This window comes from Pseudoxanthomonas sp., from assembly GCF_035999195.1.
Classification (GTDB): Bacteria; Pseudomonadota; Gammaproteobacteria; order Xanthomonadales; family Xanthomonadaceae; genus Pseudoxanthomonas_A.
This window is the reverse complement of sequence record NZ_DASYGY010000009.1, coordinates 1,143,803-1,165,228: the sequence shown is the minus strand read 5'-3', so window position 1 is coordinate 1,165,228 and position 21,426 is coordinate 1,143,803. Positions and strand designations below refer to the sequence as shown.

Here is a 21,426-nt window from a genome sequence, read left to right as displayed (position 1 = left end):
GCGCCACGCCGCCGCGTCCGACAAGCCCGTATCCGCTGTTGTGGGAGCGACGTCAGTCGCGATGGAAGGTCCAGCGCATCTGATCCCGTTCGCGACTTACGTCGCTCCCACAACCTGGTTCATGTCACTGCGCCACGAACCGGATCGCCTGCCCACCACCGGGCGCGAGCTTCAGCGTCAGCGTATCGCCGCGGGCGACGCTGCGCTCTTCGATCACGATGTCCTGCGGCGCGGTCTTCCAGTGGGCCTTGTCGCCGTCGCGGTAGATCTGCGCGGTGTATCGGCGGCCCTCGTCGAGGAAGGACAGCGGAACGCTCAGCGTGCGGCCATCCTCGTCGGTCAGCGAACCGAGATACCAGTCGTCGCCACCGCGCTCCTTGCGCGCGATGGTCACGTAGTCGCCCACCTCGCCGTTCAGCACGCGCGTGTCGTCCCAGTCCACCGGCACGTCCTTGATGAACTGGAACGGCGCCGGGTTCTTCTCGTAGTTCTCCAGCAGGTCGGCGGCCATCTGCAGCGGGCTGTAGATGACGACATACAGCGACAGCTGCTTGGCCCAGGTGGTGGCGATGCCATCGGTGGAGCGGGTCTTCATGCCGAAGATGCCGGGTGTGTAGTCCATCGGGCCGGCGAGCAGGCGCGTGAACACCAGGTTGGCCTCGTGCTCGGGCGGGTTGCCGGGTTGGCCCCAGGCGCTGAACTCCATGCCGCGCGCGCCCTCGCGGGTGATCCAGTTCGGGTAGGTACGGCGCAGGCCGCTGTCCTTGACCGGTTCGTGCGGGTTGACCGAAATGCGGCGCTTGGCGGCTTCGGTCACCACCTTCAGGTGATGGCGCGCCATGTCCTGGCCTTCATGCCACGCATAGTGGCGCTTGCCGTCGGTGCCGGTGACCTTGGCCTGACCGGCATCGGCGACGTAGCCGGTCTTCACCGCCGGCACGCCGACGCGCTGGTACAGGTCGAAGGCATCGCCCAACTGCGCTTCGTAGTGCGCGGCGTTGCCTGACGTCTCATGATGGCCGATCAGCACCACGTTCTTCGAACGCGCATAGGCGCTCAGGGCTTCCAGATCGAAATCGGGATACGACTTCGTGAAGCTGAAATCCTCGCCATTGCCGAACCAGTCGCCGTCCCAGCCGACATTCCAGCCTTCCACCAGCACCCCACCGAAACCGTGTTTGGCGGCGAAGTCGATGTGCTTGCGCACGTTCTCGTTGGTGGCGCCGTGTTTCGGTCCCGACGCCCAACTCTTCAGCTCCAGGTGCATTTCCCACCACACGCCGACGTACTTCATCGGCTTCACCCACGACACGTCGCCGAGCGCGTTGGGCTCGTTGAGGTTGAGCGTCAGGCTGGACATCGCCAGGCCCGCGGCGTCGTCGCTCAGCAGCAGCGTGCGCCACGGCGTGTCGAACGGTGCGGCGCGCACCACCTTGCCTTCGCCGATGCCGGGCGTCAGGTCGGCCTTCAGGCGACGATCCTCGACGCGGGTCAGGTTCATGCCGCTGTAGTCGACCAGCGAGGCCTCATGGATCGACAGGTGGGTGCCGTCGTCGAACTTGAAGGTGATCGGCGTCTGCGCATCGCCGACCTGCTGCACCGGCGTGCGGTGGTACAGGTACTCCTCGCGGTTCCATTCACCGGCCGGGATCCACCACGCCGTCGCATCGCGCGCCAGCGAGAACTCCGTCAGCTCCTCGCCGATCTTCACCTGCTCCAGGCCTGCCTGCTTCGGGAAGCGGTAGCGGAAGCCCACGCCGTCGTCGAACACGCGGAACACCACGTCGAACTGGCGGAACGGCTTGGCCTTTTCCTTCAGCGTGACGGTCAGTTCGTTGTAGTGGTTGCGGATGTAGCGGCGCTCACCCCAGGGCTGTTCCCAGGTCTCATCGAACGTCCGGGTGCGCGGCTGCACGATCTCGAGGTTGCGCTCGAACTTCGGCGCCTCCAGCAGCAGGAAGCCGAGGCGGGACGGCGTGAGGACGGGCTGTCCCTTGCGCGACACGGCGTAGGCGGGACGGCCGTCGTTGTCGGTGGACAGTTCCACCACGATGGATCCGTCGGGAGAGGCGATCCGCGGACCGGGCCCCGCATGTGCGGTTGCCGCGACGGCGAACACGGCGAGCGTGGAAAGGAAACGGAGCATGCGACCCTCGCGGTGAGCAGAGGGCCGCATCGTGCGTGGCATGGCTCAGCGCGACAAGCGCCGCGGCATGAATACGTATGCAAGCGCGAGGTGCACGGGCAGCAGCAGCGCAATCCAGGTCTGGTTGTATTGCAGCCGCAACGGCAGCCAGTGCAGGAACCACGCGACCATGGCGCCCGTCGCAATTGCCACCGCCAGCCATCCGAACCAGGCCGGTGGCGTGCGGCGGCGCAGCACGGAAATTGCGCCAGGCACCAGCAGCAGGCACAGCGGGTTCAGCAGCAGCAGGTTGCGGTTGGCCCACGCGGCCCAGTGCTCGGTGAAGCCCCACAGATAGACCAGCACGCCGCCGGCAACGAAGCACAGCAGCCAGAACGGTATGGCGAGGCCCGCAACGACGCGCGGCCAGCGCCGTCCGGCGAGCGCGACGACGATCGCGAGCAGTACGCCGGCACCGAGCCAGGGCAGCCAGCGGCGAGGCGTTTCCGCCGGTTCGGCGGCGATACGGTGCGGCAGCAGCTGCATTTCCGACTGCACCAACGGACGGCCGGCCGCGTTCTTCGCCTCGCGCAGGCTGTCGGCCAGGCGCATCGGCACGTAGGCTTCCTCCCAGCGCGACATCGGCTTGTCCGCATTCGGGCCGAGGCCCAGGTCGAAGCCCAGCCACATCCACGTGGCCGGCGAGGCCAGCCGCACCGCTTCGCTGCGGAACGTGTTGCCGCGCGAGCGCCCAGCCAGCTGCGACTTCAGCCGGCCGCCGAGCGCGGCGTCCAGCGCATCGCGCACCTGGGTGGAGCAGTTGGAGGTGAAGTAGTCGTAGCGGTAGCGTGCGTTCTCCGGCTTCGCCCGCTCGGCCAGCGCAGCTGCCAGTGCCTGCGCCTGTGCCGGATCGATATCCAGCCACTGCAGCGACACGCCGCGTCCGCTGTCGCGGTACTGCGCCAGATCCTGCTCGAACGGCAGCGCGACCAGGTAATACATCATGTGGCCGCGGGCGAAGTTGCCGACGAAATCGGCTTCGCCCGGATCGAAGAAGCCGAAGTTGTACGAGATCGCATCGCCCGTGGCGGGATCGACCACGACGATCGCGTTGTGGCCGAAGCGCTCGAAGAACACCTCGCCCGGCGCCATCGTCGCCACGCCGATCCGCGGTGCCGCCCATGCGCTGGCCGCCAGCAGCCACAGCACGCCCAGCAGCGCCAGGCGTGCGGCCGCGTTACGCATCGGCCAGCACCCCGACGTGGAAGGCGTGCACGCGGCGCGCATCGGCACGGGCGACGCGGAACATGAAGCGTCCCAGGGTCAGCTCTTCGCCGGTTTCCGGCAGGTGGCCGATGGCGGCGGTGATCAGGCCACCGACGGTGTCGTATTCGTCGTCGAGGAAGTCGGCACCGAAGCGCTCGTTGAAGTCGGCGATCGGCGTCAGCGCATCCACCACGTACTGGCCGTCGGCCTGCGCCGCGATCAATGCCGCGCCGTCCTCGGCTTCGTCGTGTTCGTCGTCGATCTCGCCGACGATCTGTTCCAGCACGTCCTCGATGGTGACCAGGCCGGCCACGCCGCCGTACTCGTCCACGACGATCGCCATGTGGTTGCGCGACAGCCGGAACTCCTTGAGCAGCAGGTTGAGCTTCTTCGACTCGGGAATCAGCACCGCCGGCCGCAGCAGCTCGCGCACGCTGCCCGGACCGTTGTCGGCCACCACGCCGCGCAACAGGTCCTTGGCCAGCAGGATGCCGAGGATCTCGTCCTTGTTCTCGCCATGCACCGGGAAGCGCGAATGGCCCGACTCGACCACCTCCTTCATCAGGTCGAGGAAGCGCGCCTCGACCGGCAGGGAGACCATCTGCGCGCGCGGCACCATGACGTCGCCCACGGTCAGGTCGGCGACCGCGATGGCGCCTTCCATCATCCTGAGGGTGTCGCCGGCGATCAGGCCGTCGGACTGCGCATCGCGCAGGATGGCCACCAGGTCGTCGCGTGTGCTGGGTTCGCCGGAGAACGCCGAACTGAGGCGGTCCAGCCAGGTGCGCCGTTTCTCCGACGGTCTGTCGGAGCCTTCCGGCGCGAGGGTACTGTCGTCTTCTGACATCTCGGGGGAAAGGTCGCCCGCAGCGGGCGTTGCGCGCAGTCTAGCGCGGTTGGACGGCGGGTGCAGGCGGCGAGGCGACGTCCGCGTCCGGTTCCTCGGCCTCGTCCTCGGCCAGGTCCAGGCTGTAGCTGCAGCCGGCCAGCGTCTTGCCGGGATGCGAGGACACGTTGCTGACGTTGAGGACGGCCGAGTCGATCAGCGCCTTGCCCGAGTCCGGATCCAGGGTCTCCTGGCTGCGGACTTCCTTGCCGAACATGGCCTTGGCGGGGGTGTCGATGGCGGTTTCGAGCGCCAGCTGCTTCGCCAGCGGCCGCGGATCGGGCAGGTCGAGCACGGCGACCACGCCGCCGCCGGAGAAGGCGACGTGCTGCGTGTCGTGCCCGAAGACCCGGATCGGCGAAAGCAGGCGGTACTCGCTCATGAACATGTTGGCCTGCGGCAGCGGCTGCCACCCCTGGGCCAGCGCTTTCAGCGGATCCTCGAGCACCGGCGCCAGCGCGGTGAGCTGGCCCAGATCGCCACGGCACTCGATCAGGGCGGCAAGGTCCGGCCGCGTGTCCTGCGCGGCGGCGGACGGCGGCAGCCACAGCGCCAGCAGCGGCGCGAAGGTCAGGACGCGCAGCATGAGGTCAGTCTTCCGCATACGGGTCGGCGATGCCGAGTTCGGCCAGGATTTCGCGTTCGAGCTGTTCCATGCATTCGGCTTCCTTGTCGTCCTCGTGGTCCCAGCCCAGCAGATGCAGCGCGCCGTGCACGGTCATGTGCGCGTAGTGCGCGGCCAGCGGCTTCTTCTGTTCCTTCGCCTCGCGCGCGACGACCGGGGCGCAGATCACCAGGTCGCCGAGCAGGGGCATCTTCACGCCCTTGGGCAGCTTGACGCCCTCGGCCATCTCGGCCGGAAAGCTCAGCACGTTGGTCGCGTAGTCGCGGCCCCGGTAGTGCCGATTGAGCGCGCGGCCCTCCTTGCTGTCGACGATGCGGATGGCCAGGTCGGCTTCACGGATGCGGCCCTTCAACGCCGCCGCGACCCACTTGCGGAAACTCACCGCGGACGGAATGCCCGCGCGCGGCAGCGCGTAGTTGACGGCGACTTCGAGGCGGACGGGACCTTGGGTCATGGGGTATGTCTCGGTAGCGTCGAGCTTGCTCGACTGCGCGTGGCATCGTCATCCTGCGGAGCAAAGCAGTCGAGCAAGCTCGACGCTACAGTTGTCACGCGGCCGGCTCCGTCTCCGCATCCTTGCCATCGCGTGCATCGTAAGCCCGCACGATCTTCGCCACCAGCGGATGACGCACCACGTCGCGGCTGGTGAAGAAGTTGAACGAGATGCCGTCCACGCCCCGTAGTACCTCCAGCGCGTCCTTCAGGCCGGATTTCTGGTGCTTGGGCAGGTCGATCTGGGTGAGGTCGCCGGTGACCACGGCAGTACTGCCGTAGCCGATGCGCGTGAGGAACATCTTCATCTGCTCGATGGTGGTGTTCTGTGCCTCGTCGAGGATCACGAACGCATCGTTGAGCGTGCGACCGCGCATGTAAGCCAGCGGCGCGATCTCGATGACGTTCTTCTCCAGCAGCCTGACCACCTTCTCCACGCCCAGCATTTCGTACAGCGCGTCGTACAGGGGGCGCAGGTAGGGGTCGACCTTCTGGCTCAGGTCGCCGGGCAGGAAGCCCAGCTTCTCGCCGGCCTCCACCGCCGGGCGCACCAGGATCAGCCGCTGCACGCGCGATTCGTTCAGCGCCTCGACCGCGCTGGCCACGGCCAGGAAGGTCTTGCCGGTGCCGGCCGGACCGATGCCGAAATTGATGTCGTGGGTGGCGATGGCATGCAGGTACTTGGCCTGGTTGGCGCCGCGGCCGCGCACGGTGCCGCGCTTGACCTTGATGGCCACGTCCTGCGGGGCGTAGTCGGCCTCGGCAACGCGGTCCACGTTGGCCGCGTTCAGGCGCAGATGGATGGCCTCGCTGTCGAAGGTCTCGCTGGCGGACTCTTCGTACAGCGCATGCAGCAGCTTCTCGGCGGCGGCCGCCGATTTCTCGGGCCCGGTCACGCGGAAGATGGCGCCGCGGTTGGCGATCTCCACGCCCAGGCGCAGTTCGATCTGGCGCAGGTGCGCATCGAACGGGCCCGCCAGATTGGCCAGGCGCTCGACGTTCTCGGGCTGCAGGGTGAATTCGTGGGTGGCGGAGGCAGTCATGGGGGCGGCGGGCATCTCGTGGCGTGGGGTCAATGGCGCGTGTGTTCGTCTGCGTCGTCCACCGGCCATTGGTGGAAGACATAGACCTCGTCGTCGACCAGGGCCTGGTCGAAGTGTTCGCCCTCGGGCGCGTCGTGGCGCTCGATCTGCAGCGGCTCGTCCTCCACCGCGATCACCTCCCAGCCCTGCTCGCGGACGAAGGCGATGGCACGGCGCATCGGGTCGGGGGCGAACGTGGGCCGCAGGTAACAGGTCACGAACGCTCCGCCGGCCTCGACGAAGTCGGGACTGTCGGGCAGGGGGCGGGCTTCCAGGGTGAACACCCACAGGCGCGGGCTGTCGGAGGAAATGGCGGCGATTCCGGGCGAACTCAAGGGGAACCGAAGCGTACCGCGTCGGTCGGGAAGGAAACATCAACACCGGTCGGCACGCTTGCGGGCCAGGCGGCGCGGGCTGCTAGGCTGCCGACCTGTCCAGGACGTGGAGCGCGGCGATGGAGCACACGAGGATCGGTGAGGTGGTGGACGCCATGTACGCGATGATTTCCGGCCCGGCCGGTCCGCGCGACTGGTCCACGCAGGACGCCGTCTTCCACCCCGACTGCCGGCAGATCCGCACCGGAGTGGACGAACAGGGACACCCGTGGCGCCAGTCGTTCTCGCTGGCGGAGTACCGCGCCAATGCGGACGCGCTGCTGGCGGAAACGGATTTCTTCGAGGTCGAGACCGGGCGGGAAGTCCGCGTGTTCGGCAACATCGCGCACGTCTGGAGCGCCTACGAGGCGCGGCATGCGCCCGGCGACGCGGTACCTGAGCGGCGCGGCATCAACAGCATCCAGCTCTACAAGGGCGAGGACGGCTGGAAGATCATCCACATGATCTGGGACAACGAGCGCGACGGCGTGCCTCTGCCACCCGTCGGCTGAGGTGCGACATCAGTCGGTGCCGACGATGCGTCCGCGCAGCGAATTGGACAGCGCCTCGGTGATCAGCACGTCGACGAACTGCCCGACCAGCCGCGGATGGGCGGGGAAGTTCACCGACCGCATGTTCTCGGTCTTGCCGGTCAGCTCGTTCGGGTTCTTCTTCGACGGACCTTCCACCAGCACCGACTGCACCGTACCGACCATGCGCTGCGAGATGCCCGCGGCGTAGGCGTTGATGTGCTGCTGCAGGCGATCCAGGCGCGCGTGCTTCACGGTGTCCGGCGTGTCGTCTTCCAGGTCCGCGGCGGGCGTGCCGGGGCGGCGCGAGTAGATGAAACTGAAGCTCTGGTCGAAGCCGACGTCCTCGATCAGCTTCATCGTCTTCTCGAAATCCGCATCGGTCTCCCCGGGGAAGCCGACGATGAAGTCGGAGCTGATCGAGATGTCCGGGCGCACCGCGCGCAGCTTGCGGATCTTCTGCTTGAACTCCAGTGCGGTGTAGCCGCGCTTCATCGCCGACAGCACGCGGTCGCTGCCGGCCTGCACCGGCAGGTGCAGGAAGTTGGCCAACTGCGGCACGTCGCGGTACGCATCCACCAGCGAGTCGCTGAACTCCAGCGGGTGCGAGGTGGTGAAGCGGATGCGGCCGATGCCGTCTATCTCGGCGATGGTGCGGATCAGCAGGCCGAGATCGGCGACTTCGCCTTCGCCGTAGGGGCCACGGTACGCGTTGACGTTCTGGCCGAGCAGGTTGATCTCACGCACGCCCTGCGCGGCCAGCTGCGCCACTTCCACCAGCACGTCCTCGAACGGACGACTGACTTCCGTGCCGCGGGTGTAGGGCACTACGCAGAACGAGCAGTACTTGGAGCAGCCTTCCATGATCGACACGAACGCCGACGGGCCTTCGGCACGCGGCTCGGGCAGGCGGTCGAACTTCTCGATCTCGGGGAAGCTGATGTCCACCTGCGGCCTGTTCTGCTCGCGGCGGGCGCGGATCAGCTCCGGCAAACGGTGCAGCGTCTGCGGGCCGAACACCAGGTCCACGTAGGGCGCGCGCTTGACGATCGCCTCGCCTTCCTGGGACGCCACGCAGCCGCCGACGCCGATGATGACGTCGCGGCCGCCGGCCTTCAGCGCCTTCCAGCGGCCGAGCTGGCTGAACACCTTTTCCTGCGCCTTCTCGCGGATGGAGCAGGTGTTGACCAGCACCACGTCGGCTTCTTCGGGGTTGTCGGTCAGCTCCAGGCCGTCGGAGGCGGCGAGCACATCGGCCATCTTGGCCGAGTCGTACTCGTTCATCTGGCACCCGTGGGTCTTGATGAAGAGTTTTCCGCGCACCTGCTCCGGCGCACGGGGGCGACCGATGGGCAGGGGAACAAGGTCGGAGTCGGTCGCGGCGGGGCCGGCCGTGGTCGGCAGTGCGGGGGCTTGCGTCCCGGTCATGGCGCTTAATCCAGTCGGGTGGGCGGGCAGGGCGGCGTAGTTTACGCGCACGGGCGGCCGGAAGCCGGTCCCGATGGCGTTGATAGGGACATCAGGCCCGGACCGGGCTGCCGTGTCGCCGATGCGTCGAACTCCGACCGGCGGCACAGATTGGAGGAAACCTTTGTTGGACAAGGACTTGGCAATCCCCCGGGAATTCGGGACACTGCGCGCCATGAGGGGGACTCTGACGCTTCTGGCCGTGCTGGCCGCGTTGACCGCACTGCCGGCCAGCGCGGGCACGCTGTACAAGTGCACCGGCACCGACGGTGTGCCGGCCTACGTCAGCAAGCGCGTCAGTGGTTCCCAGTGCGAGATCGTCAGCCGCTACACGCCCGACCGCAGCCGCCCGACCCAGGTCGCCTCGGTTTCCCGTCCGGTCGAAAACATCCCGGCTGTCGGGGCCGCCAGCGCTCCGGCGCTGTCCGACTCGGCCGGCGCCCTCGTTCCGGCCGCCGCGCCGGCACCGGCACCGGCCGCGACGGGCCCGCGCCGCGTGGTCAGCGGGCAGGTCTACTCCTACATCAAGGATGGCGTGCGCCACTACACCAGCGCGCGCCCACAGCGCGGTACCCAGGTGGCCAGCCTGCGCACCATCAAGTACAGCTACATCGAAACCTGCTTCGCCTGCGGCAACCCGAGCGTCGACTTCGGCCGCCTGCGCCTGAACACCTCGGCCTACCAGGCCGAGATCGCCGCCGCCTCGCGCGAGTTCGGCGTGGAAGAGGCGATCCTGCGCGCGATCATGCACGCCGAATCGTCCTACAACCCGATGGCACTCTCGCACGCGGGTGCGCAGGGACTGATGCAGCTGATGCCGGCCACGGCGCGCCGGTTCGGCGTGACCGACTCCTACAACGCCGGGCAGAACATCCGCGGCGGCGCGCAGTACCTCGCCTGGCTGCTGAAGCGCTTCAACGGCAACCTGACGCTGGCTGCCGCCGGGTACAACGCCGGCGAAGGCGCGGTGGACCGCCATGGCGGCGTGCCGCCGTACAAGGAAACCCAGCGCTACGTGCAGCGCGTGGCCGTGCTGGCCGACCGCTACCGCCAGGCTGTCGCCGCGCGCTGACGCGCGGCGATGCGTCCCGCGTCACGGGACGTCCTCCTCAAGGCACATGATCGAACGACGCACGCTGCCGGCGCGCGCCTGCAAATGTGAATAGCCAGCGTGGCCGCGCGCGGTGCAGCATGCGCTGAGCGGTTGCGTACGTTGGCGGCCGCCCATCCACAGGGACCGGGAGGCAGCATGAAGATTCCTCATGGGCAGCGCGCAGTCGTGGCGCACCTTCGGGCGCGCATGAGTACGGTGATGCTTCGAGGCTGCTTGTCCGCCGCGTTGTGTGCCGTGGTGGCCGCGTGCAGCAGCCCTGGGGTGCAGGCGCCCTTGCCATCGAAGGCCACCGGTCCCGCGCTCGACCTGTCCGGGCTGCCCGAGGCTTCCATCGCCGCGCCCGTGCCGTGGCAGCCCTATGTGACAGAGCTCGCGCTGGGTGCGAGAAGGTGCCCCGGTGCACCGTCCATATACGAGGGGCAGCTCGAACACGGCACGCTCCATCGCCCGTGCTTTGGCCTGATCCCGCGCCCGTTGGCGGAGGTGGTGAGGGACATCCCGGTGGCCGACATCCACCTGCCTGCGGCCGTGCGCGTGAAGTACCTGCGCCAGCCGCAGCACTACCTAGCCATGCCGGGCTTTGGAGAGCGGCCGGATTACATGGCCCATGTGGGGGCACGTGGTACCTGGTTCGTTGTCCGCTCCTTCGAAGGCAAGGACCCGGCCGACACGGTGTACTTCGTGGAGGGGCCCTTCATCTGCATGGACGAAGCGGCGCGCAACCGCCTCGAGTTCGACGGGGGCTACGACGAGTTGGAAGCGGGTGATTGCCCGCTGACGTTCCGCGACCACCGCCTGTACCGCAGGCGAGCGGACGGGCGACTGCAGGATGTCACCCGGGCCTTGTTGCCCAAGCCTGTCATTCCGCGGGGCGAGCGGCACAAGTACAGCGCAGGGTCACCCCGACTGGATAGCAGTCAGTTGAGTTACGCCCCCACGTTCCGATGGCGCGCGAGTCCGCCGGGCGAGGAGCCGTTTCCGGAGTCCGAGCCGCGTCGCTATGACGGGGTAGTGACATTCGATGCCCACTTCGGCTTCGCCGTCTGGAACGGCAAGGCCTTCGACCAACGCGACCGCGTCTCCGATGCCTTGTGGCCACGATGGTATTGCAGCCTTTCGCGACCGGATTTCAAGTGCGATGGCGAACTGACCAGGGGCCGACGAAGCGACCCGTTCCTTGACTACGACACCGATTGGCCGACCCGGAGGACGCCATGACGAATCCCCACGCTGCGACCGGAACGGATATCGACATCCGCGCCAGCGCCGACCGGGTGATCGCCCAGTTGCAACAGGGCCGGCAGGCGGAAGCCCTGCGCCTGCTGGAGCAGGAACGCCGCGGCGAACCACAAGCAGTCCAGGAAGCACTGGATCGCTACGTGGCGGCCGGTGCGCGCGACGAACTCGCCGGGCTGCGGTGGGCCGGACTGCCCGAACATGCCGTGGCCCTGGACCGCTTGCAGGAAGCCCTGGCGGCCCCGCGCCTGCCGGCCTTCAGTCGAAGCACGGATCCGAACGTACCGAACGAACTTGGCACCCTGTCGGAGGCACAGCAATTCGACGTGTACGCCAGCATCGTGGAGGCGCGCGGCAACCGGGCGGCCTTCGATGCCCTGCGCCGCGACAACCACAGCGTCCTGCTCGGGTTGCGGCAGGAGAACTCCACGCTGGTGTCCGAGGACGGGCGACTGCGCGGGACTGGCGTCTACGACGACCACCTGGTGGTGCTGCACCGGAATGCCGATGGCGCGCGCAGCCTGTACATCGCCGAGTTGGCCAATACCGAGCCCACCGCGCAGTACGACCATCATGCCGGCAGCAATGGCCGCCGGCTGTTCGCGGATTCGCTGCGGCCGGCCCCGGCACGGGAGGCGTCCGTCGGGTTCGAGCACGTCCTTGCGCCGCGCAAGATCGAAGGTCGTGACGCGGACGCCGATGGCACCCGCGACCTGGGGCGCCTGCAACCCGGCACGATCGAAATGATCGGAGCGAGGCATGGCGGAGATCGGCATCGTTCTTTTCGCCCCAGCGCTGCGGCGGTGGCGGAAGGACAGGACATGGTGCGTCGCGACACGAACGCCGATGGCTACTTCACCACCGCCGACCTCAACGGGCTGGAAGCCTTGAACAACACCTTCAAGATCCATCGGGGCGGCGGGGACAATACGTACTCCGCCGGTTGCCAGACGCTCCATCCGGACCGGTTCGATGAGTTCATGCGAGTGGCCTACGCGAATCCAGGCCAGCAACGCTGGCAGTACGTGCTGACGGATACCACCACCGGTCTGTTCCGTGATGTCAGGGCCGAGGTGCTGGGCGCCGACGCGCCACCGCGTGCCGTGCCCGATCCGCCGCGTCGTGACGCTGGCGACGGGCAGCCGCCTGCCCAGCCGCCGCCCCGGCCGCCGCAACCGGAGGCTGGCGGCCGCCCCGAGGCCTCGCATGTTCCCAGGACCGCCGAAGAGGACTATCTCGAACGTTTCCTGGCCGCCAGCGAGCGTGGCGACCGGGAGGCACGCGCCGCCATGACGCGCGAGTACGGCCAGCAGCCGCACGTGCAGGCGATGGACCGGCAGGCCCGGGACGGACTCGCGGCCGAGCACCGGCAGGCCATGGAGGCAACGCACCAGGACGTGGCGTGGTCGGAACGGCAGCGCATGCCGGAACAGCCCGTCATGGTCAGGGGCTGACGCACAGGAGCAGGCATATGGAGACACAGGACGCACAGCGGATGCAGGCGCTGCTGCTGGATATCGTGGAAACGCAAAAGCGGCTGCTGGCCCAGACGGCGCGCATGCTCGAGATCCAGCAGCAGGAGCATGACCAGGCGCGCCAGCAGCTGGGCCTGGCGCAGTCGGCATTGCTGTCGGCCGCAGGGGACATGAGGGACGGGGGGCAATGGTTCGCCACCGAGGCGCTGCAGGCCATGGAGGCGCAGGGACAGCAGGTGCTCGCGCGCGGACTGCGGGCGCCCCTGGACGAAGCCGGGGACAGGATCGATCAGACCGTCCAGGCGATGGGGCGCATCGGTTCCGCCGCGGGCCGCCAGATGGCCGCATTGGCCGGCATGCAGCGCACCGTGGTCGTGAAGAGCCTGCTGTGGCTCGGCCTCGGAGGCGTCTCCCTGGCGGTGGGGTCGTCGTTGTGGGCCTGGCATGCCTGGCGACAGGCGGGGCAGTTCGCGGTCGAGGCGGACCTCGGCCAGCGGATCGGCAGGGCCGATCTGGCGAAGTGCGGGGAAGGGCTGTGCGCCAACGTGGACCTGCAGGGCCGGGGACACGGGGACCGCAGGCAGTATCGGCCGGTCAAGGCCCGCCCGGAACCCGAGCCGGCGGGCAACTGAGGCGCTTCTTCGCCTGCCGCACCCACCGCTGCGCCTGGCGGATGGCGCGGCGGATTGTCGGCCTGTTAAGCCATCCGTTACACTTCGCTGTGTTTTTGCCGCCGGTCCCGTGGGTTGGGGCGGGCCTTGGCAGCCTTTTTAGCTACCTGATTGTTTTGCGGAGTGCCGGATGGCCATCGATGGGGTCAATGGGCCTGTGAATACGGGCCGACGCCGGTTCCTGACTGCGACCACCGCCGTGGTGGGTGCAGTAGGTGCCGGTATTGCAGCTGTACCTTTTATCAAGTCGTGGAATCCGAGCGCCCGAGCCAAGCTGGCCGGCGCCCCGGTGACCGCCGACCTGACCGGCCTGCAGGAAGGCCAGCGCCTGATCCTGGAATGGCGCGGCCAGCCGATCTGGATCGTCAAGCGCTCCAAGGCGATCCTGGACGCGCTGCCCACCCTGGACGCCAACCTGCGCGACCCGCAGTCGGCCAACAAGGACCAGCAGCCCGCCTACATCACCGGCGAGACGCGCTCGATCAAGCCGGAGATCTCCGTGCTGGTCGGCCTGTGCACCCATCTGGGCTGCTCGCCCGAAATGGCCGCCGAGATCAAGCCCGAGCCGTACGATCCTGACTGGAAGGGCGGCTACTTCTGCCCCTGCCACAAGTCGCGCTTCGACATGGCCGGCCGCGTGTTCCAGGGCGTGCCCGCACCCACCAACCTGGTGGTGCCGCCGCATTACTACGAGAACGACACGACCATCGTCGTCGGCCTCGACCCGCAGGGGGCCTAAGCCATGGCGAACATCTTTTCCCGTACCGCCGACGGCGTGATGGATTGGTTCAATGCGCGCGCGCCGGGCTTCATGCCCGTGTACCGCAAGCACATGAGCGAGTACTACGCGCCCAAGAACTTCAACATCTGGTACATCTTCGGCGTGCTGTCGATCGTGGTGCTGGTCAACCAGATCCTGACCGGCATCTTCCTGACGATGCACTTCAAGCCGAGCGCGGCGGAAGCCTTCGCCTCGGTCGAATACATCATGCGCGACGTGGAGTGGGGCTGGCTGATCCGCTACATGCACAGCACCGGCGCCTCGCTGTTCTTCATCGTCGTCTACATCCACATGTTCCGCGGCTTGATGTACGGCTCGTACCAGAAGCCGCGCGAACTGGTGTGGATCCTCGGCATGCTGATCTACCTGGTGCTGATGGCCGAAGCCTTCCTGGGCTACGTGCTGCCGTGGGGCCAGATGTCGTTCTGGGGCGCCAAGGTCATCATCTCGCTGTTCGGCGCCATCCCGGTGATCGGCAACGGCCTGACCGAGTGGATCATGGGCGACTACCTGCCCAGCGACGCCACGCTCAACCGCTTCTTCGCGCTGCACGTCATCGCGCTGCCGCTGGTGCTGCTGCTGCTGGTGGTGCTGCACATCTTCGCGCTGCACGAAGTCGGCTCCAACAACCCCGACGGCGTGGAGATCAAGAAGGGCCCGAAGGGCAACCGCTGGTCGCCCACCGCGCCGGCCGACGGCGTGCCGTTCCATCCGTACTACACGGTCAAGGACGGCTTCTACGTCGGCTGCTTCCTGATCTTCGCCGCCTTCATCGTGTTCTTCGCGCCGGCCATGGGCGGCTGGTTCCTCGAGCACGACAACTTCACCGAAGCCAACAAGCTGGTCACCCCGGCGCACATCAAGCCGGTGTGGTACTACACGCCCTACTACGCCATGTTGCGCGTGGTGCCCGACAAGCTCGGCGGCGTGCTGGTGATGTTCGGCGCCATCGCGATCCTGTTCCTGGTGCCGTGGCTGGACCGCGCCAAGGTCAAGTCCTACCGCTACCGCGGCGTGCTGTCCAAGGTGCTGCTGGGCCTGTTCGCGATCAGCTTCGTGTGGCTGGGCAAGATCGGCGCCGGCCCGGGTACGGATCCGGTGGAAACCATCGTGGGCCGCTTCCTGACCGCGTTCTACTTCCTGTTCTTCCTGACCATGCCGATCTGGACCAAGATCGACAAGACCAAGCCAGTGCCCGCGCGGGTGACGACGCATGACTAAGACTTTCGCCTCTCGCCTAGCTGTCTTCGCCAGCGGGTTGCTGATTTCGTTCTCCGCCTTCGCCGCCGGCGGCGGTGCCACGCTCCAGGCCGGCAACGACCTGGGCGACCGCGCCTCGCTGCAGCGCGGCGCGCAGCTGTACATGAACTACTGCGCCGGCTGCCACTCGCTGAAGTACATGCGCTATTCGCGCATGGCCGAGGACCTGGGCCTGACCGAGGACGAGGTGATGAAGAACCTCAACTTCACCGGCGCCAAGTTCGGCGAGCAGGTGCAGGTGTCCATGCCCGTCGCTGGCGGCGAGAAGTGGTTCGGCAAGATGCCGCCGGACCTCAGCGTGATCTCGCGCGTGCGCGGCAGCGACTGGATCTACACCTACCTGAAGTCCTTCTACCTGGACGAATCGCGTCCGCTGGGGTGGAACAACAAGCTGTTCCCCAACGCGTCCATGCCCAACCCGCTGTGGGAGCTGCAGGGCCTGCAGCACGCCGAGTTCGGTGCGGTCGATCCCGCCACCGGCGAGCGCCACGTGGAAAGCCTGAAAGTCACCCAGGCCGGACGGCAGAGCGCGCAGGAATTCGACCAGACCGCGCGCGACATCACCAACTTCCTGGAGTATGTCGGCGAGCCGGCGGCCCTGAAGCGCCAGAGCATCGGCGTGTGGGTGATCCTGTTCCTGGCGGCGCTGACGTTCCTGGCCTACCTGCTGAAGCAGGAGTACTGGAAGGACGTCCACTAACGCGGCGTCGCGCATCCGACGCCGCGGACGGGCCGCAGGGCCCGCTTCGGCAGGAAAGAGCCAAGTGGATTGCTTGGCTTTTCCCGGCGCGGATTGCACACTCAGGGACCGTGGCGACCGTCAGCAAGGGGCTGGCGGCGTCGGTACGATCGGCGGATTCCGGTCGTCGGAGAGCCGTGAATGGCTGCGAGCCCACGTATGCGCAATACACTGACGTTGTTTTCCTCCACCGATGATGTGCTCTGCCACCGCGTGCGGCTGGTACTCGCCGCCAAGGGCGTGAGTTACGACCTGGTGCCGGTGGATCCGCAGAACCCGCCCGAAGATCTGATCGATCTGAATCCCTACCATTCCGTGCCCACCCTGGTGGAGCGCGACCTGGTGCTGTACGCCGCCTCGGTGGTCAGCGAATACCTGGACGAACGTTATCCGCATCCGCCGCTGATGCCGGTGGATCCGCTGTCCCGCGCGCGCCTCAGGCTGGCCATGCTGCGCATCGAGCACGACTGGGTGCCGCAGGTGCAGGCCATCCAACTGGGCAACAAGCAGCAGGCCGAAGCCGGCCGCAAGCGCCTGAAGGAACTGCTGACCGCGTCGGTGCCGCTGTTCAAGGCGAGCAAGTTCTTCCTCAATCCCGAGATGAGCCTGGCCGATTGCGCGATGGCCCCGATCATCTGGCGCCTGCCGTCGCTGGACGTGCCGCTGCCGAAGGACGGCAAGGCGATCGAGGACTACGGCAACCGCATCTTCCGGCATCCCGGCTTCCTGCGCAGCCTGACGGATGCGGAGAAGAAGCTGCGCGAGATCCCGGCCTGACCCGCCGCCGTGCAACGCCAGGCCAGGCGCGATGCCGCATCGTGCGCGGTCTTCGAGACGTGAAATGACCGACGCACACACCCGCATGACCAGCCACCGTCCGTACCTGCTGCGGGCGTTGAACGAGTGGATCGCCGACAACGGCATGACCCCGCACCTGCTGGTCGACGCGACGATGGCCGGCGTGCAGGTGCCCGCGAGTGCGGTGAAGGAAGGCAAGGTGGTGTTGAACATCGCCGAGCGTGCGGTGGTGCGGCTGATGATCGACAACGACGCGGTCAGTTTCACCGCGCGTTTCGGCGGCGTGAGCCATGCGGTCCATGTGCCGATCGGCGCCGTGCTGGCGATCTATTCGCGCGAGACCGGGCAGGGCATGGCGCTGCCGGACGACGTGCCGCACGACACCGACGCCAGTGGCGACGACGATGCCGCCAGCTCCCAGGACACGCCCCCCGACGACGATCCGCCGCCGCCGGCCGGCAAGCGCCCGCCGTTCCTGCGCGTGGTGAAGTGAACCGTCTCCCCGCCTGACCGCCACGGCGCGCGGGCAGTGCGGTTCAGTGCGGCTCGATCGACGTGATCGAGGGCGCCATCGGCCCGACGAACGAAATCAGCTGACCCTTGCGCAGCACCAGTCGCCCGACATGGCGGTCGACGCCATCGTACGAATACTCGAATCGGAAGCTCCGCTCGAAACCCAGCCAGCCATCGTCGCCGCGACGCAGGCGCAGGCCGTTCGCGTGGACGCTCTGGTCCAGCCAGATGACGCCTGCGGCCTTGCAGGCATTCCGTCCCAGCATGCCGGCGCGTTCGGCGGCGGCACGCGCGGCGTTCCAGTACGCGAACGCGGCGCCGCCAGCGATCAGCCACAGCAGGGCGCTGAGCGGCGACAGGTTCATGGGGCGGGACCGAGCTTCATCGACAGGTCGATGGCGCGGACGTGCTTGGTCAGGCCACCGATCGAGACGAAGTCGACGCCATCGGCGGCGATCTCGCGCAGTGTGGTCAGGTCGACGCCGCCCGACACTTCGAGCGGTATGCGGCCTGCGTAAGGTGCAGCCCGGGCGCGGCGGACGGCTTCCCGCCGGGTGTCGGCATCGAAGTCGTCGATCAGGATGCGTTCGCAGCCTTCGGCCAGCGCCTCGTCGAGCTGCGCCAGGGTTTCCACTTCCACGATCAGCGGCAGCGACGGTTGCGCACTGCGGGCGGACCGGATGGCCGCCGTCAGCGAGCCGGCCGCGCGCACGTGGTTCTCCTTCAGCATCACCGCGTCGTACAGGCCGATGCGGTGGTTCTGCCCGCCGCCGCAACGGACCGCGTACTTCTGCGCCAGCCGCAGGCCGGGCAGGGTTTTGCGCGTATCGAGGAGGGTGCAGCCGGTGCCGCGCACGGCGTCGACATACGCCGCGGTGACGGTGGCGGTGCCGGACAGCGTCTGCAGGAAGTTCAGCGATGCGCGCTCGGCGGTGACGAGCGCGCGCGCGCGACCGGCCAGCGTGGCCAGCACGGTGCCGGCGGGCACGCGATCGCCCTCCTGCACGCGCCATTCGATCCGCACGTCGGGATCGAGCGCGCGATGGCAGGCATCGAACCACGGCCGACCGGCGATGACGGCTTCTTCCTTGCACAACAGGTAAGCGATGTCCGCGGTGTCGGGCAACAGCGCTGCGGTCACGTCGCCCGCACCGACATCCTCCGCCAGCGCACGGCGGACGTCCTCGGCGATGGCCTCGGCGGGTGGCGGCGTCGGATGCGCGCTCATCGTGCCGGGAAGTCGCCGGCCTGTGCGGTGGCGATGGCCTCCTCGGCCAGCAGCACGGGAATGCCGTCCTCGACCCGGTAGACGGTCTTGCGGTCGTGCGTCACCAGCGCCTCGCGCAGCGGCTCGGTCTGTACGCTGTCGTCGGCGCGTTTGACCTGTCCCTCGCCGATGGCGCGGTTGAGCGCTTCCAGCCCGCGCGCGTCGAGCACGGCCAGGGGCTGGCGGGTGGTGGGGCAGCACAGCAGGTCCAGCAGTTTGCGGTCCATGGGGACTCGTTCGGCGATTCGGTCAGGAGGGTAGAATACGTCTTTGCGACCGAGGACGGCCATGACCGCCAGCGTTTCCAGCCCCGTGGTGGGCATCGTGATGGGTTCCCGCTCCGACTGGGAGACCATGCAGCACGCAGCGCAGAAACTGGATGCGCTGGGTGTTCCGTACGAAGTGAAGGTGGTCTCGGCGCACCGCACGCCGGACGTGCTGTTCGCGTATGCGGACGCGGCGGCATCGCGCGGCTTGCGCGCCATCATCGCCGGCGCGGGCGGTGCGGCCCACCTGCCCGGCATGCTGGCGGCGAAGACCGCGGTGCCGGTGCTGGGTGTGCCGGTGCAGTCGAAGGCGCTCAACGGCATGGACTCACTGCTGTCCATCGTGCAGATGCCGGCCGGCATTCCCGTCGCCACGTTCGCGATCGGCAATGCGGGCGCCGCCAATGCCGGTCTGTTCGCCGCCGCACTGCTGGCGCCGGAGTATCCGGCCATCGGGGCCGCGCTCGACACGTTCCGCACACGCCAGACCGACGACGTGATGGCGCACGACGATCCCCGCCAGCCGCTATGACGACGGTCGGCATCCTGGGTGGCGGGCAACTGGCCCGCATGCTCGCGCTCTCCGGCGCGCCGCTCGGCGTGCGCTTCCTGGTGATGGATACGGCCGCCGACGCGTGCGCGGGGCAGTTCGCGCCGTTGCTGGTGGGCGATTACCGCGACGAGGCCGCACTGGCCGAATTCGCCTCGAAGGTGGACGTGGCGACGTTCGATTTCGAGAACGTGCCGGCCGAAAGCGCCGAATGGCTCGCCGCGCGCGTTCCGGTGTTTCCCAATCCGCGCGCGCTGGCGGTGGCGCAGGATCGCCTGGTCGAGAAGACGCTGTTCCGGGAACTCGGCATCCCGGTCGGCGCGTTCGCCGACGTGGACAGCCTGGGGACGCTGCGGGCCGAAGTCGAACGGCTCGGCGGTACCTGCATCCTCAAGACGCGCCGGCTGGGTTACGACGGCAAGGGCCAGTTCCGCATCAAGTCGCCGGCCGACATCGACGCGGCCTGGGACGCGTTGGGTTCGCAGGCGGCCACGGTCGGGTTGATCGTCGAGGCCTTCATCCCGTTCGAGCGGGAACTGTCCGTGATCGCAGTACGGGGTCGCGACGGCGAATTCCGCACGTGGCCGCTGACCGAGAACTGGCATGTCGAGGGCGTGCTGTCGGCGAGCCTGGCACCCGCGCACGTCGATGAGACGTTGGCCGAGGCGGCGTACGCGCATGCGCGCCGGTTGGCCGAGGCGCTGGACTATGTGGGCGTGTTCGCGCTGGAGCTGTTCTACTGGGACGGCGGACTGCTCGCCAACGAGATGGCCCCGCGGGTTCACAACTCCGGCCACTGGACGATCGAGGGCGCGGAAACATCTCAGTTCCAGAACCACCTGCGTGCGGTACTGGGTCTGCCGCTGGGCGAGACGAGCGTTCTGGGCCATGCCTGCATGCTCAACTGGATCGGCGACATGCCGGATGCGCGCGGCGTGCTGCAGGAGGCGGGCGGGCACTGGCACGACTACGGCAAGGAGCCGCGCGCGGGTCGCAAGGTCGGGCATGCCACGCTGCGTGCGCAGGACGCGTCCTCGCTGGCCGGCGCGTTGGCGCGCGTGGGCGCGGCGCTGGGACGCGATGCCCAGGTGGCGCCCGTCGTGGCGCGCCTGTCCGCGTAGTCCCGCCCACGCACCGCGTTCAAAAGAAAACGGCCGGGTTTCCCCGGCCGTTCTTCATGGTGCGACGTTGGCTGCTCAGCGCAGGTTGCCGGCGACGAAGTCCCAGTTCACCAGCGCCCAGAACGATTCCACGTACTTCGGGCGCGCATTGCGATAGTCGATGTAGTAGGCGTGTTCCCACACGTCGATGGTCAGCAGCGGCTTGTCCTCGCCGGTCAGCGGGGTGGCGGCGTTCGAGGTGCTGGCCAGCGCCAGCGAACCGTCCGGACGCTGCACCAGCCAGCCCCAGCCCGAACCGAAGGTGCCGATGGCGGTCTTGGTGAACTCTTCCTTGAACTTCGCGAAATCGCCGAAGGTCTTGTTGATCAGCTCGGCCAGCTTGCCGGTCGGCTCGCCGCCGCCATTGGGCTTGAGGCAGTTCCAGTAGAAGGTGTGGTTCCAGACCTGGGCCGCATTGTTGAACATGCCGCCCTGCGACTTGCGCACGATCTCCTCCAGCGAGGCGTCGGCGAACTCGGTGCCTTCGATCAGCTTGTTGAGGTTGTCGACATAGGTCTTGTGGTGCTTGCCGTAATGGAAATCGATCGTCTCGCCGGAGATGTGCGGCTCCAGCGCGGTGCGGTCGTAGGGCAGGGGGGGCAGTTCGATGGCCATGGCTCGGTTTCCTTGTGCTAGGCGGGTCAGGGGAAGCCCCGTCATCGGCGGGCGATGCAAAGGCTTACACTATGCAATCCGCAGGCGAGGCCGGCGGAACGGACCGAAAGTGTACCCGACGGTGGTTGCCAAAC

24 protein-coding genes are annotated in these 21,426 nt (G+C 67.8%); 12 read left to right on the top strand and 12 right to left on the bottom strand.

Going from position 1 to position 21,426, the window contains the following annotated elements; genetic code table 11:
* Window positions 1-124: 124 nt before the first annotated feature.
* The 7 genes from VGN58_RS12525 to VGN58_RS12495 all read right to left on the bottom strand — a co-directional run bounded on the left by VGN58_RS12525 (window position 125) and on the right by VGN58_RS12495 (window position 6,811).
* Complete coding sequence (locus tag VGN58_RS12525) at window positions 125-2,146, bottom strand: glycoside hydrolase family 97 protein (protein WP_327483533.1); 2,022 nt, start codon at window positions 2,144-2,146, stop codon at window positions 125-127.
* Between the two features lie 45 nt (window positions 2,147-2,191).
* Entirely contained in the window at window positions 2,192-3,370 is a 1,179-nt protein-coding gene (locus VGN58_RS12520; RefSeq protein ID WP_327483532.1) for a DUF4105 domain-containing protein, read from the bottom strand.
* On the bottom strand, window positions 3,363-4,238 hold the full coding sequence (locus VGN58_RS12515; protein WP_327483531.1) for an HlyC/CorC family transporter: 876 nt from the start codon (window positions 4,236-4,238) through the stop codon (window positions 3,363-3,365). Before VGN58_RS12515 ends, VGN58_RS12520 begins: the two co-directional genes overlap by 8 nt.
* A gap of 40 nt (window positions 4,239-4,278) precedes the next feature.
* Window positions 4,279-4,863 (bottom strand): hypothetical protein, encoded by a 585-nt coding sequence (locus VGN58_RS12510; protein ID WP_327483530.1) that lies wholly within the window; start codon window positions 4,861-4,863, stop codon window positions 4,279-4,281.
* Between the two features lie 4 nt (window positions 4,864-4,867).
* The gene (gene ybeY, locus VGN58_RS12505) at window positions 4,868-5,356 is read right to left on the bottom strand and encodes an rRNA maturation RNase YbeY (protein WP_277728962.1); all 489 of its coding nucleotides are present in this window, start codon (window positions 5,354-5,356) and stop codon (window positions 4,868-4,870) included.
* 94 nt (window positions 5,357-5,450) lie between these two features.
* Entirely contained in the window at window positions 5,451-6,437 is a 987-nt protein-coding gene (locus VGN58_RS12500; RefSeq protein ID WP_327483529.1) for a PhoH family protein, read from the bottom strand.
* 29 nt (window positions 6,438-6,466) lie between these two features.
* Window positions 6,467-6,811 (bottom strand): hypothetical protein, encoded by a 345-nt coding sequence (locus tag VGN58_RS12495; RefSeq protein WP_327483528.1) that lies wholly within the window; start codon window positions 6,809-6,811, stop codon window positions 6,467-6,469.
* 119 nt (window positions 6,812-6,930) lie between these two features.
* Here VGN58_RS12495 and VGN58_RS12490 point away from each other — a divergent pair, with 119 nt between their 5' ends.
* Entirely contained in the window at window positions 6,931-7,362 is a 432-nt protein-coding gene (locus VGN58_RS12490) for a hypothetical protein (protein WP_327483527.1), read from the top strand.
* Window positions 7,363-7,371: 9 nt separating this feature from the next.
* On the opposite strand, the gene miaB is transcribed toward VGN58_RS12490, so the two are convergent.
* Window positions 7,372-8,808: a tRNA (N6-isopentenyl adenosine(37)-C2)-methylthiotransferase MiaB gene (gene miaB / locus VGN58_RS12485; RefSeq protein ID WP_327483526.1), complete on the bottom strand. Its 1,437-nt coding sequence runs from the start codon at window positions 8,806-8,808 to the stop codon at window positions 7,372-7,374.
* Window positions 8,809-9,022: 214 nt separating this feature from the next.
* Here miaB and VGN58_RS12480 point away from each other — a divergent pair, with 214 nt between their 5' ends.
* The 9 genes from VGN58_RS12480 to VGN58_RS12440 all read left to right on the top strand — a co-directional run bounded on the left by VGN58_RS12480 (window position 9,023) and on the right by VGN58_RS12440 (window position 17,414).
* Window positions 9,023-9,919 (top strand): lytic transglycosylase domain-containing protein, encoded by an 897-nt coding sequence (locus VGN58_RS12480; protein ID WP_327483525.1) that lies wholly within the window; start codon window positions 9,023-9,025, stop codon window positions 9,917-9,919.
* 177 nt (window positions 9,920-10,096) lie between these two features.
* A complete protein-coding gene (locus tag VGN58_RS12475; RefSeq protein ID WP_327483524.1) occupies window positions 10,097-11,179 on the top strand; it encodes a hypothetical protein in 1,083 nt (360 codons plus the stop codon).
* Window positions 11,176-12,651 (top strand): hypothetical protein, encoded by a 1,476-nt coding sequence (locus tag VGN58_RS12470; protein WP_327483523.1) that lies wholly within the window; start codon window positions 11,176-11,178, stop codon window positions 12,649-12,651. Before VGN58_RS12475 ends, VGN58_RS12470 begins: the two co-directional genes overlap by 4 nt.
* A gap of 17 nt (window positions 12,652-12,668) precedes the next feature.
* A complete protein-coding gene (locus tag VGN58_RS12465; protein WP_327483522.1) occupies window positions 12,669-13,304 on the top strand; it encodes a hypothetical protein in 636 nt (211 codons plus the stop codon).
* 169 nt (window positions 13,305-13,473) lie between these two features.
* Window positions 13,474-14,082, top strand: coding sequence for a ubiquinol-cytochrome c reductase iron-sulfur subunit (gene petA / locus VGN58_RS12460; RefSeq protein WP_327483521.1), 609 nt, complete (start codon window positions 13,474-13,476; stop codon window positions 14,080-14,082).
* A 3-nt stretch (window positions 14,083-14,085) separates the two neighbouring features.
* Complete coding sequence (locus VGN58_RS12455; RefSeq protein WP_327483520.1) at window positions 14,086-15,345, top strand: cytochrome bc complex cytochrome b subunit; 1,260 nt, start codon at window positions 14,086-14,088, stop codon at window positions 15,343-15,345.
* Window positions 15,338-16,084 carry a cytochrome c1 gene (locus VGN58_RS12450; protein WP_327483519.1) on the top strand — a complete coding sequence of 249 codons (747 nt, stop codon included), beginning with the start codon at window positions 15,338-15,340 and terminating at the stop codon, window positions 16,082-16,084. Before VGN58_RS12455 ends, VGN58_RS12450 begins: the two co-directional genes overlap by 8 nt.
* A gap of 180 nt (window positions 16,085-16,264) precedes the next feature.
* Window positions 16,265-16,900, top strand: a complete 636-nt coding sequence (locus tag VGN58_RS12445; RefSeq protein WP_192269987.1) for a glutathione S-transferase N-terminal domain-containing protein — start codon at window positions 16,265-16,267, stop codon at window positions 16,898-16,900.
* 64 nt (window positions 16,901-16,964) lie between these two features.
* Window positions 16,965-17,414 (top strand): ClpXP protease specificity-enhancing factor, encoded by a 450-nt coding sequence (locus VGN58_RS12440; protein WP_327483518.1) that lies wholly within the window; start codon window positions 16,965-16,967, stop codon window positions 17,412-17,414.
* 43 nt (window positions 17,415-17,457) lie between these two features.
* Here the strand turns inward: VGN58_RS12440 and VGN58_RS12435 are convergent, their stop codons facing one another.
* Genes VGN58_RS12435 through VGN58_RS12425 form a run of 3 tightly spaced genes read right to left on the bottom strand, consistent with a single transcriptional unit; the run spans window position 17,458 to window position 18,928 of the window.
* Entirely contained in the window at window positions 17,458-17,799 is a 342-nt protein-coding gene (locus tag VGN58_RS12435) for a DUF3301 domain-containing protein (protein ID WP_327483517.1), read from the bottom strand.
* Window positions 17,796-18,662 (bottom strand): carboxylating nicotinate-nucleotide diphosphorylase, encoded by an 867-nt coding sequence (nadC, locus tag VGN58_RS12430; RefSeq protein ID WP_327483516.1) that lies wholly within the window; start codon window positions 18,660-18,662, stop codon window positions 17,796-17,798. Before nadC ends, VGN58_RS12435 begins: the two co-directional genes overlap by 4 nt.
* Entirely contained in the window at window positions 18,659-18,928 is a 270-nt protein-coding gene (locus VGN58_RS12425; RefSeq protein WP_327483515.1) for a Trm112 family protein, read from the bottom strand. Before VGN58_RS12425 ends, nadC begins: the two co-directional genes overlap by 4 nt.
* A gap of 61 nt (window positions 18,929-18,989) precedes the next feature.
* On the opposite strand from VGN58_RS12425, the gene purE reads away from it, so the two are divergent.
* Together purE and VGN58_RS12415 are read left to right on the top strand one after the other, a co-directional pair.
* Window positions 18,990-19,499: a 5-(carboxyamino)imidazole ribonucleotide mutase gene (gene purE / locus VGN58_RS12420; RefSeq protein ID WP_327483514.1), complete on the top strand. Its 510-nt coding sequence runs from the start codon at window positions 18,990-18,992 to the stop codon at window positions 19,497-19,499.
* Window positions 19,496-20,638 carry a 5-(carboxyamino)imidazole ribonucleotide synthase gene (locus tag VGN58_RS12415; RefSeq protein ID WP_327483513.1) on the top strand — a complete coding sequence of 381 codons (1,143 nt, stop codon included), beginning with the start codon at window positions 19,496-19,498 and terminating at the stop codon, window positions 20,636-20,638. The genes purE and VGN58_RS12415 overlap by 4 nt, the downstream gene beginning before the upstream one ends.
* Window positions 20,639-20,713: 75 nt before the next feature.
* Here VGN58_RS12415 and VGN58_RS12410 read toward each other — a convergent pair whose 3' ends face one another.
* Entirely contained in the window at window positions 20,714-21,292 is a 579-nt protein-coding gene (locus VGN58_RS12410) for a superoxide dismutase (RefSeq protein ID WP_093300497.1), read from the bottom strand.
* Between the last annotated feature and the right edge of the window lie 134 nt (window positions 21,293-21,426).

What these genes read in the sequence shown, in the direction of transcription:
- VGN58_RS12525 (WP_327483533.1), bottom strand. Translation starts at nt 2,146, where the DNA reads ATGCTCCGTTTCCTTTCCACGCTCGCCGTGTTCGCCGTCGCGGCAACC.
- VGN58_RS12520 (WP_327483532.1), bottom strand. Translation starts at nt 3,370, where the DNA reads ATGCGTAACGCGGCCGCACGCCTGGCGCTGCTGGGCGTGCTGTGGCTG.
- VGN58_RS12515 (WP_327483531.1), bottom strand. Translation starts at nt 4,238, where the DNA reads ATGTCAGAAGACGACAGTACCCTCGCGCCGGAAGGCTCCGACAGACCG.
- VGN58_RS12510 (WP_327483530.1), bottom strand. Translation starts at nt 4,863, where the DNA reads ATGCTGCGCGTCCTGACCTTCGCGCCGCTGCTGGCGCTGTGGCTGCCG.
- ybeY (WP_277728962.1), bottom strand. Translation starts at nt 5,356, where the DNA reads ATGACCCAAGGTCCCGTCCGCCTCGAAGTCGCCGTCAACTACGCGCTG.
- VGN58_RS12500 (WP_327483529.1), bottom strand. Translation starts at nt 6,437, where the DNA reads ATGACTGCCTCCGCCACCCACGAATTCACCCTGCAGCCCGAGAACGTC.
- VGN58_RS12490 (WP_327483527.1), top strand. Translation starts at nt 6,931, where the DNA reads ATGGAGCACACGAGGATCGGTGAGGTGGTGGACGCCATGTACGCGATG.
- miaB (WP_327483526.1), bottom strand. Translation starts at nt 8,808, where the DNA reads ATGACCGGGACGCAAGCCCCCGCACTGCCGACCACGGCCGGCCCCGCC.
- VGN58_RS12480 (WP_327483525.1), top strand. Translation starts at nt 9,023, where the DNA reads ATGAGGGGGACTCTGACGCTTCTGGCCGTGCTGGCCGCGTTGACCGCA.
- VGN58_RS12475 (WP_327483524.1), top strand. Translation starts at nt 10,097, where the DNA reads ATGAAGATTCCTCATGGGCAGCGCGCAGTCGTGGCGCACCTTCGGGCG.
- VGN58_RS12470 (WP_327483523.1), top strand. Translation starts at nt 11,176, where the DNA reads ATGACGAATCCCCACGCTGCGACCGGAACGGATATCGACATCCGCGCC.
- VGN58_RS12465 (WP_327483522.1), top strand. Translation starts at nt 12,669, where the DNA reads ATGGAGACACAGGACGCACAGCGGATGCAGGCGCTGCTGCTGGATATC.
- petA (WP_327483521.1), top strand. Translation starts at nt 13,474, where the DNA reads ATGGCCATCGATGGGGTCAATGGGCCTGTGAATACGGGCCGACGCCGG.
- VGN58_RS12455 (WP_327483520.1), top strand. Translation starts at nt 14,086, where the DNA reads ATGGCGAACATCTTTTCCCGTACCGCCGACGGCGTGATGGATTGGTTC.
- VGN58_RS12450 (WP_327483519.1), top strand. Translation starts at nt 15,338, where the DNA reads ATGACTAAGACTTTCGCCTCTCGCCTAGCTGTCTTCGCCAGCGGGTTG.
- VGN58_RS12445 (WP_192269987.1), top strand. Translation starts at nt 16,265, where the DNA reads ATGGCTGCGAGCCCACGTATGCGCAATACACTGACGTTGTTTTCCTCC.
- VGN58_RS12440 (WP_327483518.1), top strand. Translation starts at nt 16,965, where the DNA reads ATGACCGACGCACACACCCGCATGACCAGCCACCGTCCGTACCTGCTG.
- VGN58_RS12435 (WP_327483517.1), bottom strand. Translation starts at nt 17,799, where the DNA reads ATGAACCTGTCGCCGCTCAGCGCCCTGCTGTGGCTGATCGCTGGCGGC.
- nadC (WP_327483516.1), bottom strand. Translation starts at nt 18,662, where the DNA reads ATGAGCGCGCATCCGACGCCGCCACCCGCCGAGGCCATCGCCGAGGAC.
- VGN58_RS12425 (WP_327483515.1), bottom strand. Translation starts at nt 18,928, where the DNA reads ATGGACCGCAAACTGCTGGACCTGCTGTGCTGCCCCACCACCCGCCAG.
- purE (WP_327483514.1), top strand. Translation starts at nt 18,990, where the DNA reads ATGACCGCCAGCGTTTCCAGCCCCGTGGTGGGCATCGTGATGGGTTCC.
- VGN58_RS12415 (WP_327483513.1), top strand. Translation starts at nt 19,496, where the DNA reads ATGACGACGGTCGGCATCCTGGGTGGCGGGCAACTGGCCCGCATGCTC.
- VGN58_RS12410 (WP_093300497.1), bottom strand. Translation starts at nt 21,292, where the DNA reads ATGGCCATCGAACTGCCCCCCCTGCCCTACGACCGCACCGCGCTGGAG.